At 58.6% G+C, this 15,909-nt stretch carries 12 protein-coding genes; 7 read left to right on the forward strand and 5 right to left on the reverse strand.

Features of this window, described 5'->3' with window-relative positions; all coding sequences use genetic code 11:
* Nucleotides 1-7: 7 nt before the first annotated feature.
* The 4 genes from dnaA to gyrB are packed head-to-tail and all read left to right on the forward strand — an operon-like array spanning nt 8 to nt 6,201.
* The gene (gene dnaA / locus MRY17_RS00005; protein WP_181284503.1) at nt 8-1,513 is read left to right on the forward strand and encodes a chromosomal replication initiator protein DnaA; all 1,506 of its coding nucleotides are present in this window, start codon (nt 8-10) and stop codon (nt 1,511-1,513) included.
* A gap of 38 nt (nt 1,514-1,551) precedes the next feature.
* Nucleotides 1,552-2,655, forward strand: a complete 1,104-nt coding sequence (dnaN, locus tag MRY17_RS00010) for a DNA polymerase III subunit beta (RefSeq protein ID WP_065886702.1) — start codon at nt 1,552-1,554, stop codon at nt 2,653-2,655.
* Between the two features lie 20 nt (nt 2,656-2,675).
* Nucleotides 2,676-3,779, forward strand: a complete 1,104-nt coding sequence (gene recF / locus MRY17_RS00015) for a DNA replication/repair protein RecF (RefSeq protein WP_191956283.1) — start codon at nt 2,676-2,678, stop codon at nt 3,777-3,779.
* A gap of 4 nt (nt 3,780-3,783) precedes the next feature.
* Nucleotides 3,784-6,201: a DNA topoisomerase (ATP-hydrolyzing) subunit B gene (gene gyrB / locus MRY17_RS00020; RefSeq protein ID WP_181284502.1), complete on the forward strand. Its 2,418-nt coding sequence runs from the start codon at nt 3,784-3,786 to the stop codon at nt 6,199-6,201.
* A gap of 137 nt (nt 6,202-6,338) precedes the next feature.
* Here the strand turns inward: gyrB and MRY17_RS00025 are convergent, their stop codons facing one another.
* The gene (locus MRY17_RS00025) at nt 6,339-7,061 is read right to left on the reverse strand and encodes a response regulator transcription factor (protein WP_181284500.1); all 723 of its coding nucleotides are present in this window, start codon (nt 7,059-7,061) and stop codon (nt 6,339-6,341) included.
* 368 nt (nt 7,062-7,429) lie between these two features.
* Between MRY17_RS00025 and MRY17_RS00030 the strand changes: the two genes are divergently transcribed.
* Nucleotides 7,430-9,706, forward strand: coding sequence for a CHASE2 domain-containing protein (locus tag MRY17_RS00030; RefSeq protein WP_181284499.1), 2,277 nt, complete (start codon nt 7,430-7,432; stop codon nt 9,704-9,706).
* A 179-nt stretch (nt 9,707-9,885) separates the two neighbouring features.
* On the opposite strand, the gene MRY17_RS00035 is transcribed toward MRY17_RS00030, so the two are convergent.
* From MRY17_RS00035 to glyQ, 4 genes are all read right to left on the reverse strand, one after another.
* Nucleotides 9,886-10,656, reverse strand: a complete 771-nt coding sequence (locus MRY17_RS00035) for a lysophospholipid acyltransferase family protein (protein WP_181284498.1) — start codon at nt 10,654-10,656, stop codon at nt 9,886-9,888.
* Nucleotides 10,657-10,738: 82 nt separating this feature from the next.
* Nucleotides 10,739-11,278 carry a D-glycero-beta-D-manno-heptose 1,7-bisphosphate 7-phosphatase gene (gmhB, locus tag MRY17_RS00040; RefSeq protein ID WP_181284509.1) on the reverse strand — a complete coding sequence of 180 codons (540 nt, stop codon included), beginning with the start codon at nt 11,276-11,278 and terminating at the stop codon, nt 10,739-10,741.
* Nucleotides 11,278-13,332, reverse strand: a complete 2,055-nt coding sequence (gene glyS, locus MRY17_RS00045; protein ID WP_191952445.1) for a glycine--tRNA ligase subunit beta — start codon at nt 13,330-13,332, stop codon at nt 11,278-11,280. Before glyS ends, gmhB begins: the two co-directional genes overlap by 1 nt.
* A complete protein-coding gene (glyQ, locus tag MRY17_RS00050; RefSeq protein WP_003187265.1) occupies nt 13,329-14,282 on the reverse strand; it encodes a glycine--tRNA ligase subunit alpha in 954 nt (317 codons plus the stop codon). The genes glyS and glyQ overlap by 4 nt, the downstream gene beginning before the upstream one ends.
* An 81-nt stretch (nt 14,283-14,363) precedes the next feature.
* Between glyQ and MRY17_RS00055 the strand changes: the two genes are divergently transcribed.
* Both MRY17_RS00055 and MRY17_RS00060 read left to right on the forward strand, forming a co-directional pair.
* A complete protein-coding gene (locus tag MRY17_RS00055) occupies nt 14,364-14,921 on the forward strand; it encodes a DNA-3-methyladenine glycosylase I (RefSeq protein WP_243353080.1) in 558 nt (185 codons plus the stop codon).
* Nucleotides 14,922-14,961: 40 nt separating this feature from the next.
* The gene (locus MRY17_RS00060) at nt 14,962-15,849 is read left to right on the forward strand and encodes a lysophospholipid acyltransferase (RefSeq protein WP_124369040.1); all 888 of its coding nucleotides are present in this window, start codon (nt 14,962-14,964) and stop codon (nt 15,847-15,849) included.
* Nucleotides 15,850-15,909: the final 60 nt, after the last annotated feature.

Genomic DNA, 15,909 nt, shown 5'->3' on the forward strand with positions numbered 1-15,909 from the left:
GATATCCGTGTCAGTGGAACTTTGGCAGCAGTGCGTGGAGCTTTTGCGCGATGAGCTGCCTGCCCAGCAATTCAACACCTGGATCCGTCCGCTACAGGTCGAAGCCGAAGGCGACGAGTTGCGTGTCTACGCGCCCAATCGTTTTGTTCTCGACTGGGTCAACGAGAAGTACCTGAGCCGCGTTCTCGAATTGCTCGACGAACACGGTAACGGCATCGCGCCCGTGCTTTCCTTATTAATAGGCAGCAAACGCAGTTCTGCACCTCGCGCTGCCCCGAACGCGCCATTGGCCGCAGCTGCATCGCAGTCCCAGGCCGCACCGGTTGCTGCAGCGCCTGCGGCGACGCCCGCAAAATCGTCTGCGCCTAAAAATGCACCCGAGAACGAAGAACCGTCCCGTGACAGCTTCGACCCCATGGCTGGCGCCAGCTCTCAACAAGCTCCGGTTCGTGCTGAACAGCGCACTGTGCAGGTGGAAGGCGCGCTCAAGCACACCAGCTACCTGAACCGGACCTTTACCTTCGAGAATTTTGTCGAAGGCAAGTCCAACCAGCTGGCCCGGGCGGCCGCCTGGCAAGTGGCCGACAACCCCAAGCACGGTTACAACCCGCTCTTCCTTTATGGCGGCGTCGGCTTGGGTAAAACCCACTTGATGCACGCGGTGGGTAACCACCTGTTGAAGAAGAACCCGAATGCCAAGGTGGTCTACCTGCACTCGGAGCGCTTCGTGGCGGACATGGTCAAGGCCCTGCAACTCAACGCCATCAACGAGTTCAAGCGTTTCTATCGCTCCGTTGATGCATTGTTGATCGATGACATTCAATTCTTCGCGCGCAAGGAACGTTCCCAGGAAGAGTTTTTCCACACGTTTAACGCTCTGCTCGAAGGTGGACAGCAGGTCATCCTCACCAGTGACCGTTATCCAAAGGAAATCGAAGGTCTCGAGGAGCGCTTGAAGTCGCGCTTCGGTTGGGGTCTGACTGTTGCCGTTGAGCCACCCGAGCTGGAAACCCGCGTCGCGATCCTGATGAAGAAGGCCGACCAGGCCAAGGTCGATCTGCCCCACGACGCCGCGTTCTTCATTGCCCAACGTATTCGTTCCAACGTGCGTGAGCTGGAAGGTGCACTCAAGCGGGTCATTGCGCACTCGCACTTCATGGGGCGCGACATCACCATCGAGCTGATTCGCGAATCCCTGAAAGACTTGCTGGCGCTGCAGGACAAACTGGTGAGTGTGGATAACATCCAGCGCACCGTTGCCGAGTACTACAAGATCAAGATTTCCGACCTGCTGTCCAAACGCCGTTCGCGCTCGGTAGCGCGCCCGCGCCAGGTGGCCATGGCCCTCTCCAAGGAGCTGACCAACCACAGCCTGCCGGAAATCGGTGATGTGTTCGGCGGTCGCGACCACACCACGGTTTTGCACGCGTGCCGCAAGATCAACGAACTTAAGGAATCCGACGCGGATATTCGCGAGGACTACAAGAACCTGCTGCGTACACTGACTACCTGATGACACCAGCGCAGCTTATTAAGGCAAGGGACTAGACCATGCATTTCACCATTCAACGCGAAGCCCTGTTGAAACCCCTGCAACTGGTCGCAGGCGTCGTCGAGCGCCGACAGACCTTGCCGGTGCTTTCCAACGTATTACTGGTGGTCGAAGGCCAGCAGTTGTCCCTGACCGGTACCGACCTGGAAGTCGAACTGGTTGGCCGCGTGCAGCTCGAAGAGCCCGCCGAACCTGGCGAGATCACCGTGCCGGCGCGCAAGCTGATGGATATCTGCAAGAGCCTGCCGAACGACGCGCTGATCGACATCAAGGTCGATGAATCGAAACTGGTTGTCAAAGCCGGTCGCAGCCGTTTCACCCTCTCCACCTTGCCGGCCAACGATTTTCCGACGGTGGAAGAAGGTCCGGGTTCGCTGACCTGCAGCCTGGAGCAGAGCAAGCTGCGTCGCTTGATCGAGCGCACCAGCTTCGCCATGGCCCAGCAGGACGTGCGTTACTACCTCAATGGCATGCTGTTGGAGGTGTCCGAAGGCATCATCCGTGCGGTCGCCACCGACGGTCACCGTCTGGCGATGTGCTCGATGCGCGCCGATATCGGCCAGCCGGATCGTCACCAGGTCATCGTGCCGCGTAAAGGTATCCTGGAGTTGGCGCGCTTGCTCACTGAGCCGGATGGCAACGTCAGCATCGTTCTGGGTCAGCATCATATCCGCGCGACCACCGGCGAATTCACCTTCACTTCCAAGCTGGTCGACGGCAAGTTTCCCGATTACGAGCGCGTGTTGCCTAAAGGTGGCGACAAACTGGTACTCGGTGATCGCCAGGCCCTGCGTGAAGCGTTCAGCCGTACCGCCATTCTCTCTAACGAAAAATACCGGGGTATTCGCCTGCAGCTGGCTAATGGTCAGTTGAAAATCCAGGCGAACAACCCGGAACAGGAAGAAGCGGAAGAAGAAGTCGGCGTTGACTACAACGGCGGCAACCTGGAAATCGGCTTTAACGTGAGCTACCTGCTGGACGTACTGGGCGTGATGACCACCGAGCAGGTTCGCCTGATTCTGTCGGACTCCAACAGCAGCGCACTGGTACAAGAATCCGATAACGACGACTCGGCTTACGTTGTTATGCCGATGCGTCTGTAATCATGCTCAGCAGAAGCTAGATGTCCCTCAGTCGCGTCTCGGTCACCGCGGTGCGCAATCTGCACCCGGTGACCTTCTCCCCTTCCCCTCGCATCAACATTCTCCATGGCGCCAACGGCAGTGGCAAAACCAGCGTGCTGGAAGCCATCCACTTGCTGGGGCTCGCCCGTTCCTTTCGTAGTGCCCGCCTGTTACCGGTGATCCAATACGAGCAGCTGGCATGCACGGTATTTGGCCAGGTTGAATTGGCCGAAGGTGGGCACAGCGCCCTGGGGATATCTCGTGATCGCAGCGGGGAGTTTCAGATTCGCATCGATGGGCAAAATGCGCGCAGTGCAGCGCAGCTGGCGGAAATCCTGCCGTTGCAATTGATCAACCCCGACAGCTTTCGCTTGTTGGAAGGCGCACCAAAAATCCGCAGACAATTCCTCGACTGGGGAGTGTTCCACGTGGAACCACGGTTCATGGCCACGTGGCAGCGCCTGCAGAAGGCCCTGCGGCAGCGGAACTCGTGGCTGCGGCATGGTACACTTGACGCCGCTTCACAAGCGGCCTGGGACCGGGAGCTGTGCCTGGCCAGCGACGAAATAGATGAATACCGCCGTGCCTATATCAAAGCCTTGAAACCAGTCTTTGAGCAGACCTTGAGCGAGCTGTTGGACCTCGAGGGGCTGACGCTGAGTTATTACCGCGGTTGGGACAAGGAACGCGAGCTGAATGCAGTGCTTGCGACCTCCCTGCAGCGTGACCAGCAAATTGGCCACACCCAGGCCGGACCTCAACGCGCTGATTTGCGCCTTAGATTAGGCGCTCACAATGCTGCGGATATCTTGTCCCGCGGCCAGCAGAAGTTGGTGGTGTGTGCATTGCGTATTGCGCAGGGGCATCTGGTCAGCCAGGCCCGACGCGGCCAGTGTATTTATCTGGTGGATGACTTGCCGTCCGAACTCGACGAGCAGCACCGCCGCGCGCTATGCCGCTTATTGGAAGACTTACGCTGCCAAGTGTTTATCACCTGTGTAGACCACGAATTATTGAGGGAAGGCTGGCAGACGGAAACGCCAGTCGCTTTGTTCCACGTGGAACAAGGCCGTATCACCCAGACCCACGACCATCGGGAGTGAAGGCATGAGCGAAGAAAACACGTACGACTCGACCAGCATTAAAGTGCTGAAAGGTTTGGATGCCGTACGCAAACGTCCCGGTATGTACATTGGCGACACCGATGATGGTAGCGGTCTGCACCACATGGTGTTCGAGGTGGTCGATAACTCCATCGACGAAGCTTTGGCCGGTCACTGCGACGACATCAGCATTATTATCCACCCGGACGAATCCATTACCGTGCGCGACAACGGTCGCGGTATTCCGGTAGATGTGCATAAAGAAGAAGGCGTCTCGGCGGCAGAGGTCATCATGACCGTGCTCCACGCCGGCGGTAAGTTCGACGACAACTCCTACAAAGTCTCCGGTGGTTTGCACGGTGTAGGTGTATCGGTAGTGAACGCACTTTCCGAAGAGCTGGTGCTCACCGTACGTCGCAGCGGCAAAATCTGGGAACAGACTTACGTTCACGGTGTGCCACAGGAGCCGATGAAAATCGTCGGTGACAGTGAAACCACGGGTACCCAGATCCACTTCAAGCCATCGGCTGACACCTTCAAGAACATCCACTTCAGCTGGGACATCCTGGCCAAGCGGATTCGCGAACTGTCGTTCCTCAACTCTGGTGTCGGCATCATCCTCAAGGATGAGCGTAGCGCCAAGGAAGAGTTGTTCAAGTACGAAGGTGGCCTGCGTGCGTTCGTTGAATATCTGAACACCAACAAGACTGCGGTCAACCAGGTGTTCCACTTCAACATCCAGCGTGAAGACGGCATCGGTGTGGAGATCGCCCTGCAGTGGAACGACAGCTTCAACGAGAACCTGTTGTGCTTCACCAACAACATTCCTCAGCGCGACGGCGGTACTCACCTGGTGGGTTTCCGCTCTGCGCTGACGCGTAACCTGAACACTTACATCGAAGCCGAAGGCTTGGCCAAGAAGCATAAAGTCGCCACTACCGGTGACGATGCGCGCGAAGGCCTGACAGCGATCATCTCGGTAAAAGTGCCGGATCCGAAGTTCAGCTCCCAGACCAAAGACAAGCTCGTGTCTTCCGAAGTGAAGACCGCTGTGGAACAGGAAATGGGCAAGTACTTCTCCGACTTCCTGCTGGAGAACCCGAACGAAGCCAAGCTGGTTGTCGGCAAGATGATCGACGCCGCACGTGCCCGTGAAGCGGCGCGTAAGGCCCGCGAGATGACCCGCCGTAAAGGCGCGCTGGACATCGCCGGCCTGCCAGGCAAGTTGGCGGACTGCCAGGAGAAGGACCCTGCCCTCTCCGAACTCTATCTGGTGGAAGGTGACTCTGCTGGCGGTTCCGCCAAGCAGGGTCGCAACCGTCGCACCCAGGCCATCCTGCCGTTGAAGGGCAAGATCCTCAACGTCGAGAAGGCGCGCTTCGACAAGATGATTTCCTCCCAGGAAGTCGGCACCTTGATCACGGCGCTGGGCTGCGGTATCGGCCGTGACGAATACAACATCGACAAGCTGCGCTACCACAACATCATCATCATGACCGATGCTGACGTCGACGGTTCGCACATCCGTACCCTGCTGCTGACCTTCTTCTTCCGTCAGTTGCCTGAGCTGATCGAGCGCGGCTACATCTACATTGCCCAACCGCCGTTGTACAAAGTGAAAAAGGGCAAACAAGAGCAATACATCAAAGACGACGACGCCATGGAAGAGTACATGACGCAGTCGGCCCTGGAAGATGCCAGCCTGCACTTGAACGACGAAGCCCCAGGTATTTCCGGGGAGGCGCTGGAGCGCCTGGTAAACGACTTCCGCATGGTGATGAAGACGCTCAAGCGCTTGTCGCGCCTGTACCCTCAGGAGCTGACCGAGCACTTCATCTACCTGCCGTCTGTCAGCCTCGAACAGCTGGGCGATCATGCGCACATGCAGAACTGGCTTGCACAGTATGAAGTTCGCCTGCGTACTTCGGAAAAATCCGGCCTGGTCTACAAAGCCAGCTTGCGTGAAGACCGTGAACGTAACGTCTGGCTACCGGAGGTTGAACTGATCTCCCACGGCCTGTCGAACTACGTTACGTTCAACCGCGACTTCTTCGGTAGCAATGACTATAAGACGGTCGTTACCCTTGGCGCGCAATTGAGCACGTTGCTCGACGACGGTGCTTACATTCAGCGTGGAGAGCGCAAGAAGCAGGTCAAGGAGTTCAAGGAAGCCCTGGACTGGTTGATGGCTGAAAGCACCAAGCGTCACACCATCCAGCGATACAAAGGTCTGGGCGAAATGAACCCGGATCAGCTATGGGAAACCACCATGGACCCGGCTCAGCGTCGCATGCTGCGCGTAACTATCGAAGACGCCATTGGCGCAGACCAGATCTTCAACACCCTGATGGGTGATGCGGTCGAGCCTCGTCGTGACTTCATCGAGAGCAACGCGCTGGCGGTTTCCAACCTGGATTTCTGATCAGGTCCCGCAAAAAACAAAAAGGCCAACGCTTAGCGTTGGCCTTTTTTATTGGTTATTTATTGATCGTTCCCGCGCTCAGCGTGGGAACGATCATGTTCAATGCCAAATGCTCCACGTGGAACATCTCACTTCTTTCAGCTTTCAGCCTGCGTTGCCACGCTCTCCAATCGGTACCCATACCCATAGATGGTCAGCAGTTGCCAGCCTCGGTCGGCCGTTAATCCGAGCTTGTTACGCAAACGGTAGATGTGGGTATCCAGCGGTCGGGACGACACCATTTCTTCGTGGGTCCAGAATCGCTCATACAAGTACTCGCGAGAAAGCGGGCGCGCCAGGTTGGCAAACAGGCAACTGGCCAAACGGTATTCCCGTTCGGTGAGGTTGATCGGTTTGCCGGCGCGGGTAACGGTCAGCTCGGCATCATCGAATGTCAGATCGTTGAAGCTTTGGATTTCATTACCAGCCGGCTTTTGAAGTCCATGCCGACGAAGGACCGCGGTGACGCGGGCCTTGAGTTCGTTAGGTCGAAAAGGTTTGCTGACGTAATCGTCTGCCCCGCTGTTGAGTGCCGTGACGATATCGCTCTCGGCATCGCGGCTGGTAAGCATGACCACGGCGGGCGGTGATTGCATGTGCTCGCGAGTCCAGCGCAGCAACGCGATTCCACTGATATCCGGAAGTTGCCAGTCGAGTATCAGCAGGTCGAAGGTTTCACGGCGCAGTTGGCGCAGCAGGTCCTCACCGCGCTCAAAGCAATGCAGGGACCAGGGCTGTTCCGATGTGCCGGGAATCTGTCGCAGTGTCTGTTCCACGCGTCTCAATTCGGCGGGTTCATCGTCCAGTATTGCGACGCGCATAAGTGGGTCCTTCCTGCAAAAATACGACTGCTCAATCAGAGGCAACTTGTACGAATACCCGCCTCTGAATCTGAATAATTATGGTCGGATACATCCAAGGTGGAATCTCTCGATACGCTGATATCAAAGCGCCGTAGTCCATCGAAAGACTTCGGTATCCCGAGGGAAAGATACCGGCTCCTGGCTATGAGGAAAAGGATCGATGTACGGTATGGTGATCGCCTGATACGCCAATACGACAGAAATCAGCTTCACCGGTCTCAGTACCTCTGATGCGTTTCAGCGTAACCACCTGGAGGGAGACCGGGGCTTATGACTTTTTCACCTAGCGGTTGTCGATGCCTTGGCGAGCCTGCGGCGGTGGCCGTATGAAACTATGGGGCAAGGCTGAAAAACGCCAACCCACCCGGGCGCAACTTCTTTTTCACGGGCTGGTGCGGGAGTGGCTGTTGATCGGCCTGGTATTGCTGCCCTTGACCGCATACTTATCCTTGAGCCCGGGCCTGGCCCTCAATAACCCGCTCTATGACAGCCTGCGCCAGTTGACGCCGTTGCCGGTAGACCCTCGCATTGTGTTGGTGACCATTGACGCGCCAAGCCTGGAAGAAATTGGTCCATGGCCCTGGCCGCGCAGCGTGCATGCGGACATGGTCGAACGCCTCAGCGCCGCACAGCCGGCAGCCATCTTGTTCGATGTCATCTTCAGTGGTCCCGGCGAAGGCGCAGGTGATCAACGATTGGCCGAGGCCGTGTGCAAGGCAGGCAATGTATTGCTACCCGTTGTGATGGATAGCGGTGCACGGTCCAGTCAGTCAGGAGAGCCATTTTCGCCCCTGTTCAAGTGCGCCATGGGTATCGGACACATCAACGTCGAATCGGATAGTGATGGTGTTGTGCGCAGCCTGTATCTACGTGAAGGCCCACCGGGAAACGCACTCCCGCAGTTGGCTTGGCTGGCATTCACGTTGAACGGGCAACCAGGGGGAATGCCGGGCATACCTCAAGAGCCTGATGCTCAGCAATGGCATCAGGAGCATGAAATTCGCGTGCCTTTTACCTCTGCGCATGAGCGCTTCCCGAGTGTTTCCTACGCCAGCGTACTGCGTGGCGAAGTATCTCCAGAATGGCTGCGCGGTCGTCTGATTCTGGTTGGCGCCACAGCCTATGGGATGGGCGAAAATTTTGTTACGCCGCTCTCCTCTACTCGCTCGACAGCGGGTGTTGAGATTCAGGCCAATGTGCTCAATGGCTTGCTGCAGGGGCGCAGTATTGTGGATCTACCGGATTGGCTCGCGGCGTTGTTGGCTACCGCCCTGGTGGCTCTTTTGCTGGGCCTGCTGCTGTATCGACCGCGTTACGCGCTGTGGATGACTCTGGGCGGCATGGCTGCCTCGATACTCGGTTCGTGGGTGCTGTTGAGCCTCGGACACTGGTGGTCGCCCGCAGCGTGTCTGATTGGCTTGTTGCTCAGCTATTTAATCTGGAACTGGCGACGCTTGAGTGTGATCCTCGCCTACTTCGGCTGGGAACTCGCCCGTCTGGATAACGAACCCAAAGTCTTGCCAGAGCGGCGGCGCGCGCCTGCCAGTAAGGGCGATGTGCTGCAAGGGCGCATCTTCGCCCTTGAGCAGGTGGTCAGTCGCACGCGCGATACTCGGCGCTTTATGGCCGATGGATTGGAATGCTTGCCGGTCGCGACACTGATTACCGACCCTCAGGGCAGCATCCTGTTGGCCAATCGCGTTGCCCGTGATGTATTCGGCGGCGACCTGGTGCGCGAAAACCTCCTGGAACATCTGGCCGATCTGGGTTATCCGCCGCTGCATAACGGTATGCGCCCTGCCCTGTGCGAATTGGAGTTGGTCGAGTTCCGAGATATTCACCAACGTAGCTTGCGCATGGAGCTTGCACCCTTGCTGCCGGCCGAAGGTGACATCGCCCTTGGTTGGCTGCTGAGCCTCACGGATTTAAGCAAGGAACGCGAAGCCCAACAGCATCGCGAGACCATGCTGCGTTTTTTGTCCCATGACCTGCGGGCGCCACATTCGGCAATCCTCGCCCTGTTGGATCTACATGAAAGTGAATCGCCCGTATTTGACCAGATCGAACAACAGGTCCGTCGGGCGCTGAGCCTGACCGAATCCTTCGTGCAACTGGCGAAAGCCGAGGCTGACGGCTACCAATTTCAGCCCACCCTGTTCGCCATGCTAGTGATGGATGCTTTCGACCAGGTAGCGATCATCGCCCAGCTCAAGGGCATTCATCTGGTTCACGATCTGGATGAAGCCGATGAAGGCATGGTGAACGCCGATCAATCGCTGCTCACCCGAGCGCTGTTCAATGTGCTGGAGAATGCGATCAAATATTCGCCGTCCACCACCACCATCAGGTTAAGCCACGTCAGCGTGCGGGGCTGGTTGGAATGTCGCATCAGCGACCAGGGGCCCGGTATTGCCCCGCAGGATTTGCCGGAACTGTTCAATCAATATCGGCGCTTCGATTCGGCCCACGGCAGCGACGGTTTGGGGTTGGGCCTGACGATGGTGAAGGCTGTGGTGGAACGCCACGGTGGGCGCGTGATATGCGAAAGCGAGCTGGGTACCGGCTCGACTTTTATCCTGCGGCTGCCGCAGTTAGACGATTGAAAAGCGATTTTTTTGCTGTGTATAAAAAACCGGTCACAAGGACCGGTTTTTTTATGAGAAAAAACTTATGCACGGTTTTAGCTGTTTTATAAGCTTCAGAAATATGTACCTAAATCAGCTAGTTATGAAGTAAAAGCGCCAATTCTCCAACATTCCGTACACAGCTTATCCACAGATGCTCAAATAACCGGTGTCTCTACCACTACAGGCTCCGGCGGCAATGAACCCATGGCCCGTTGCTGCGCTTGATTCCATGCTGCGGCGCGATCATTCAAGGCGGCAATGGCGCGTGGGCCTTCGCCCTCTGCATACATGGGCTCGCCGATCACCACGGTAATGGTGCCTGCGCGTTTGGCCCAGCCGGTCTTGGGCCAGAACTTGCCGGCGTTATGGGCAATCGGCAGCACCGGCAGGTTGGCGTTGACCGCCAATGCAGTGCCGCCCCGCGAGAACTTTCCTACGGTGCCATAAGGCACGCGCGTACCCTCGGGAAAGATCAGCACCCAAACGCCATCCTTGAGCAGCTCGTCGCCCTTTTTGGCCACGTGCTTGAGCGCCGCCTTGGGATTGTCACGATCGATCGCAATCGGACGCAGCATCGCCATGGCCCAGCCAAAGAACGGCACGTACAGCAGCTCACGCTTGAGCACCTGGCTCAGGGGTGAAAAATACGCCGAGAGGAAGAATGTTTCCCAAGTGCTCTGGTGGTTCGACAGAATCACGCAGGGCTGCTCCGGGACGTTTTGCGCGCCCTTGATTTCGAAGCGGATGCCCAGCAATACCTTGGACAGCCACAGCGCGCAGCGGCACCAATACACATTGATAAAGCGATAGCGCGCCTTGAACGGCAGGAAAGGTGCAATAAAAAAGCTCAGGGTGCACCAGAGAAACGAACTGGTGCCCAGCAGCAGGTAAAAGAAAAAGGTTCTGATGGCCTGCAAGATCGACATGGCAGCATTTACCGTTGCGGGACACGGCCCGCCTGTTAAAAGCGCACTCCCGAGCAATCCTTGGTCAGGAAGTCGAGGGCGGCTAGTTGTTGATAAGTTCTGCGGCAACCGCCGCCAGATCGTCAAAAATCAAGGTGCCGACCGGCAGGTTTTTTACCTGGGTCTTTTCGCCTTTTCCGGTCTTTACCAAAACTGGCTGAGAGTCGACGGCTTTGGCCGCCTCCAGGTCACCGAGACTGTCTCCGACGAACCATATCCCAGCCAAGGGCACCTTGTAATGTTCTGCAATGATTTTCAGCATGCCAGGTTTGGGTTTGCGACAGTCGCAGCCCTCATTCGGCCCGTGAGGGCAGTAAACCACCAGCCCCACCTCGCCGCCCTGCTCCGCCACCAGCCTGCGCAAGCGCGCGTGCATGGCGTCCAGGGTGGCAATGTCGTAATAACCGCGTGCGATGCCGGACTGGTTGGTGGCAATGGCCACTGTCCAGCCAGCTTTGCTCAACTGCGCGATGGCCTCGATCGAACCGGGCAATGGAATCCATTCCGCCACCGACTTGATGTAAGCGTCGGAGTCGTAATTGATCACCCCGTCCCGATCGAGAATCAGCAGTTTCAACATGATCAGCCCAGTACGGAAATGTCAGCGATATTGATGAACAGGCCACGCAGGCGCGCGAGCATGGCGTAGCGGTTTTTCCGCACGCCGGCATCGTCGGCATTGATCATTACCGCTTCAAAGAACGCGTCCACCGGTTCACGCAACGATGCCAGGCGCGCCAGCGCTTCAGCGTAGTTACGCTCGGCGATCAACGGCTTCACGGCGTTCTCGGCCTTGACGATGGCCGAGTTCAGCGAGAACTCCTTGGCATCGGCAAACAGGCTTGGATCCACCTCGGCAGTACCCAGGTTGTCGGCCTTGCTCAACAGGTTCGATACGCGCTTGTTCACGGCGGCCAGGGCATCGGCTTCCGGCAACTTGCGGAATGCCTGTACCGCCTGTACGCGTTGATCGAAGTCCAGCGCCGAACCCGGCTGCAGGGCACGCACCGACAGGTAGACGGAAACGTCCACGCTTTCATCTTCGTAACGCGCACGTAGGCGGTCGAATACGAACTCCAGCACTTGCTCGGCCAGGCCCGCCTGCTTGACCTTGGCACCGAACTGGCCGACTGCGAACACCACGGCCTGGGTCAGGTCGAGGTCCAGCTGCTTGTCGATCAGGATACGCAACACGCCCAGGGCCGCACGGCGCAGCGCATACGGGTCTTTGCTGCCGGTGGGCAGCATGCCGATACCGAAGATGCCAACGAGGGTGTCCAGCTTGTCGGCGATAGCCACGGCCGCACCGGTCAGGGTGCTAGGCAGCTCGGCACCGGCACCCCGTGGCATGTATTGCTCGTTCAGCGCCAGGGCCACATCGTTGGGTTCGCCGTCGTTGAGGGCGTAGTAGTAACCGGCCACGCCCTGCATTTCAGGGAACTCGCCGACCATTTCGGTGGCCAGGTCGCACTTGGACAGCAGACCTGCGCGCGCGGCCCAGGCAGCGTCGCCACCAATGCGAGGCGCGATGTAGGCCGCCAGCTTGGAAACGCGCACGGCCTTGTCGTAGACGCTGCCGAGTTTTTCCTGGAACACCACGTTTTGCAGGCGCAGATTGAAGTCTTCGAGCTTCTGCTTCTTGTCCTGCTTGAAGAAGAACTCGGCGTCGGTCAGGCGCGGACGCACGACTTTCTCGTTACCGGCGATGATCTGTTGCGGGTCCGTGCTTTCGATGTTGGCCACGGTGATAAAGCGCGGCAGCAACTTACCGTCCGCGTCCAGCAGGCAGAAGTATTTCTGGTTGTCCTGCATGGTGGTGATCAGCGCTTCCTGCGGCACATCGAGGAAACGTTCTTCGAACGAGCACACCAGCGGCACCGGCCATTCAACCAGGGCGGTCACTTCGTCGAGCAGGCTTGGCGGCACGATGGCGGTGCCTTCCTGCAGGCGCGCCAGCTCCTCGGTACGCTTGCTGATCAGCTCACGACGCTCATTGGCATCGGCCAGCACGTAAGCGGCGCGCAGGTCATTGAGGTAGTTGGCCGGCGAGGTGATGCGCACGCTCTCGGGGTGGTGGAAGCGATGGCCACGGGAATCGCGACCGGCCTTCTGGGCGAGGATGGTGCACTCGATGACCTGGTCACCGAGCAGCATCACCAGCCACTGGGTTGGGCGTACGAATTCTTCCTTGCGCGCACCCCAGCGCATGCGCTTGGGGATCGGCAGGTCGTTCAGGGAATCTTCCACGATGGTCGGCAACAGGCTGGCCGTCGGCTTGCCGGGGATGACCTGGCTGAAGCGCAGTTTCGGGCCGCTCTGGTCAATCTCGCTCAGCTCGACGCCGCACTTCTTGGCAAAGCCCAGTGCCGCTTGAGTCGGGTTGCCTTCGGCGTCGAATGCGGCCTGACGCGGCGGGCCGTCGAGGTTGATATTGCGGTCCGGCTGCTGGGTTTCCAGTGCGGTCAGCAATACCGCCAGGCGACGTGGCGCGGCGTAGACTTTCTTCGCCTCGAACTTCAAGCCAGCGCTGTGCAGACCTTTTTCGATACCGGCCAGGAATGCGTCGGCCAGGGTGTTGAGTGCCTTGGGCGGCAGCTCTTCGGTGCCCAGTTCAACCAGGAAATCTTGAGCACTCATTGTGCAGCCTCCAGCTTAGCCAACACTTCATCACGCAAATCCGGGGTTGCCATCGGGAAGCCCAGCTTGGCGCGCGCCAGCAGGTAGGCTTGAGCGACGGAACGCGCCAGGGTGCGTACTCGCAGGATGTATTGCTGGCGTGCGGTTACCGAGATGGCACGGCGCGCGTCCAGCAGGTTGAAGGTATGGGAGGCCTTCAACACCATTTCATAGCTCGGCAACGGCAACGGCTGATCGAGTTCGATCAGGCGCTTGGCTTCGCTTTCATAGAAGTCGAACAGTTCGAACAGCTTGTCGACGTTGGCGTGTTCGAAGTTGTAGGTGGACTGCTCCACTTCGTTCTGGTGGAACACGTCGCCGTAGGTGACTTTGCCGAACGGGCCGTCAGCCCACACCAGGTCATAGACCGAGTCCACGCCCTGCAGGTACATGGCCAGGCGCTCCAGGCCGTAGGTGATTTCGCCGGTCACCGGGTAGCACTCGATGCCGCCCGCTTGCTGGAAGTAGGTGAATTGCGTCACTTCCATGCCATTGAGCCAGACTTCCCAGCCCAGGCCCCAGGCGCCCAGGGTTGGCGATTCCCAGTTGTCTTCGACAAAACGGATGTCGTGGACCAGTGGGTCCAGGCCGACATGTTTCAGCGAGCCCAGGTACAGTTCCTGGAAGTTGTCCGGGTTGGGCTTCAATACCACCTGGAACTGGTAGTAGTGCTGCAGACGGTTCGGGTTTTCGCCGTAGCGGCCGTCAGTCGGGCGACGACTGGGCTGCACATAAGCGGCGTTCCAGGTTTCCGGGCCGATGGCCCGCAGGAAGGTAGCGGTGTGGAAAGTGCCGGCGCCTACTTCCATATCGTAGGGCTGAAGTACCACACAACCTTGCTCGGCCCAGTATTGCTGGAGGGCGAGGATCAAGTCTTGGAAGGTACGCACGGCTGGCGTAGGCTGGCTCACGAAATTCACCTGTTACTTGGGCTGCGATTTAAAGAGCGGGAGTATACCCGATTCGGCCCTGCCACCACTCCCTGGAGCCTTATGCCACGCTGCTTTTGGTGTTCTGAAGATCCGCTGTACATGGCTTATCACGATCAAGAGTGGGGAACGCCGCTGCGCGATGCGCAGGGTTTGTTCGAGTTGCTTTTGCTCGAAGGGTTCCAGGCGGGCTTGTCCTGGATCACCGTTTTACGCAAACGCGAGCATTACCGGAAGGTGCTGTTCGGCTTTGATGCGCAGCGCCTGGCCAGGCTGACCGACGCTGAAATCGAAACGCTGATGCAGGACCCGGGCATCGTGCGCAATCGCCTCAAGCTCAATGCCACACGCCGCAACGCCGCCGCCTGGCTGGCGCTGAAAGACCCGGTGGGGTTGCTCTGGTCGTTTGTCGGCGGCAAGCCCAAGGTCAATCATTTCAAGGATCGCAGCGACGTCCCGGCGATTACGCCCGAAGCCGAAGCCATGAGCCGCGCCTTGAAGAAAGCCGGCTTCACCTTTGTCGGGCCGACCATCTGCTACGCGTTCATGCAGGCCTCGGGCATGGTCATGGACCACACCCAGGACTGCGACCGTTACGCGGACCTGGTCAACGCCGGTTAGAATGCGCGCTTTGCGTACCACACACGATCAGGAGTGACCTGTGGAAAAGTTTAAAGGCGCCTTGCTGGTAGGCGCTCTTCGGTTGTTTGCCCTGCTGCCCTGGCGCGCCGTACAAGCCGTCGGCACGGGCATCGGCTGGATCATGTGGAAAACCCCCAACCGCTCCCGCGACACGGTGCGGATCAACCTGTCCAAGTGTTTCCCGGACATGGACCCGGTCGAACGCGAGCGCCTGGTGGGCCGCAGCCTGATGGACATCGGCAAGTCACTGACCGAAAGCGCCTGCGCCTGGATCTGGCCGGCCCAGCGTTCCATCGACCTGGTGCGCGAAGTCGAGGGTCTGGAGGTGCTGCACGAAGCCCTGGCCTCGGGTAAAGGGGTGGTGGGCATCACCAGCCACCTGGGCAACTGGGAAGTGCTGAATCACTTTTATTGCAGCCAGTGCAAACCGATCATTTTCTATCGCCCGCCCAAGCTCAAGGCTGTTGATGACTTGTTGCGCAAGCAACGCGTGCAACTGGGTAACCGCGTGGCCGCTTCCACCAAGGAAGGCATTCTCAGCGTGATCAAGGAAGTGCGCAAAGGCGGCCAGGTGGGTATCCCGGCTGACCCAGAGCCGGCTGAATCCGCCGGCATTTTCGTGCCGTTCTTCGCCACCCAGGCGCTGACCAGCAAGTTCGTGCCGAACATGCTCGCGGGTCACAAGGCGGTGGGCGTGTTCCTGCACGCGCTGCGCCTGCCGGACGGCTCGGGCTACAAGGTGATCCTGGAAGCGGCCCCGGAAGACATGTACAGCACTGACACCGCCACGTCCTGCGCAGCGATGAGCAAGGTGGTGGAGCGGTATGTCGGCGCCTACCCGAGCCAGTACATGTGGAGCATGAAACGCTTCAAGAAACGGCCGCCGGGTGAAGCGCGGTGGTACTGACTCAAGATCACCACAGAAACCAATGTGGGAGGGGGCTTGCCCCCGATAGCGGTTGTTCAG

The sequence above is a fragment of the Pseudomonas orientalis genome, from assembly GCF_022807995.1.
In the GTDB taxonomy this organism is placed as follows: Bacteria; Pseudomonadota; Gammaproteobacteria; order Pseudomonadales; family Pseudomonadaceae; genus Aquipseudomonas; species Aquipseudomonas orientalis_B.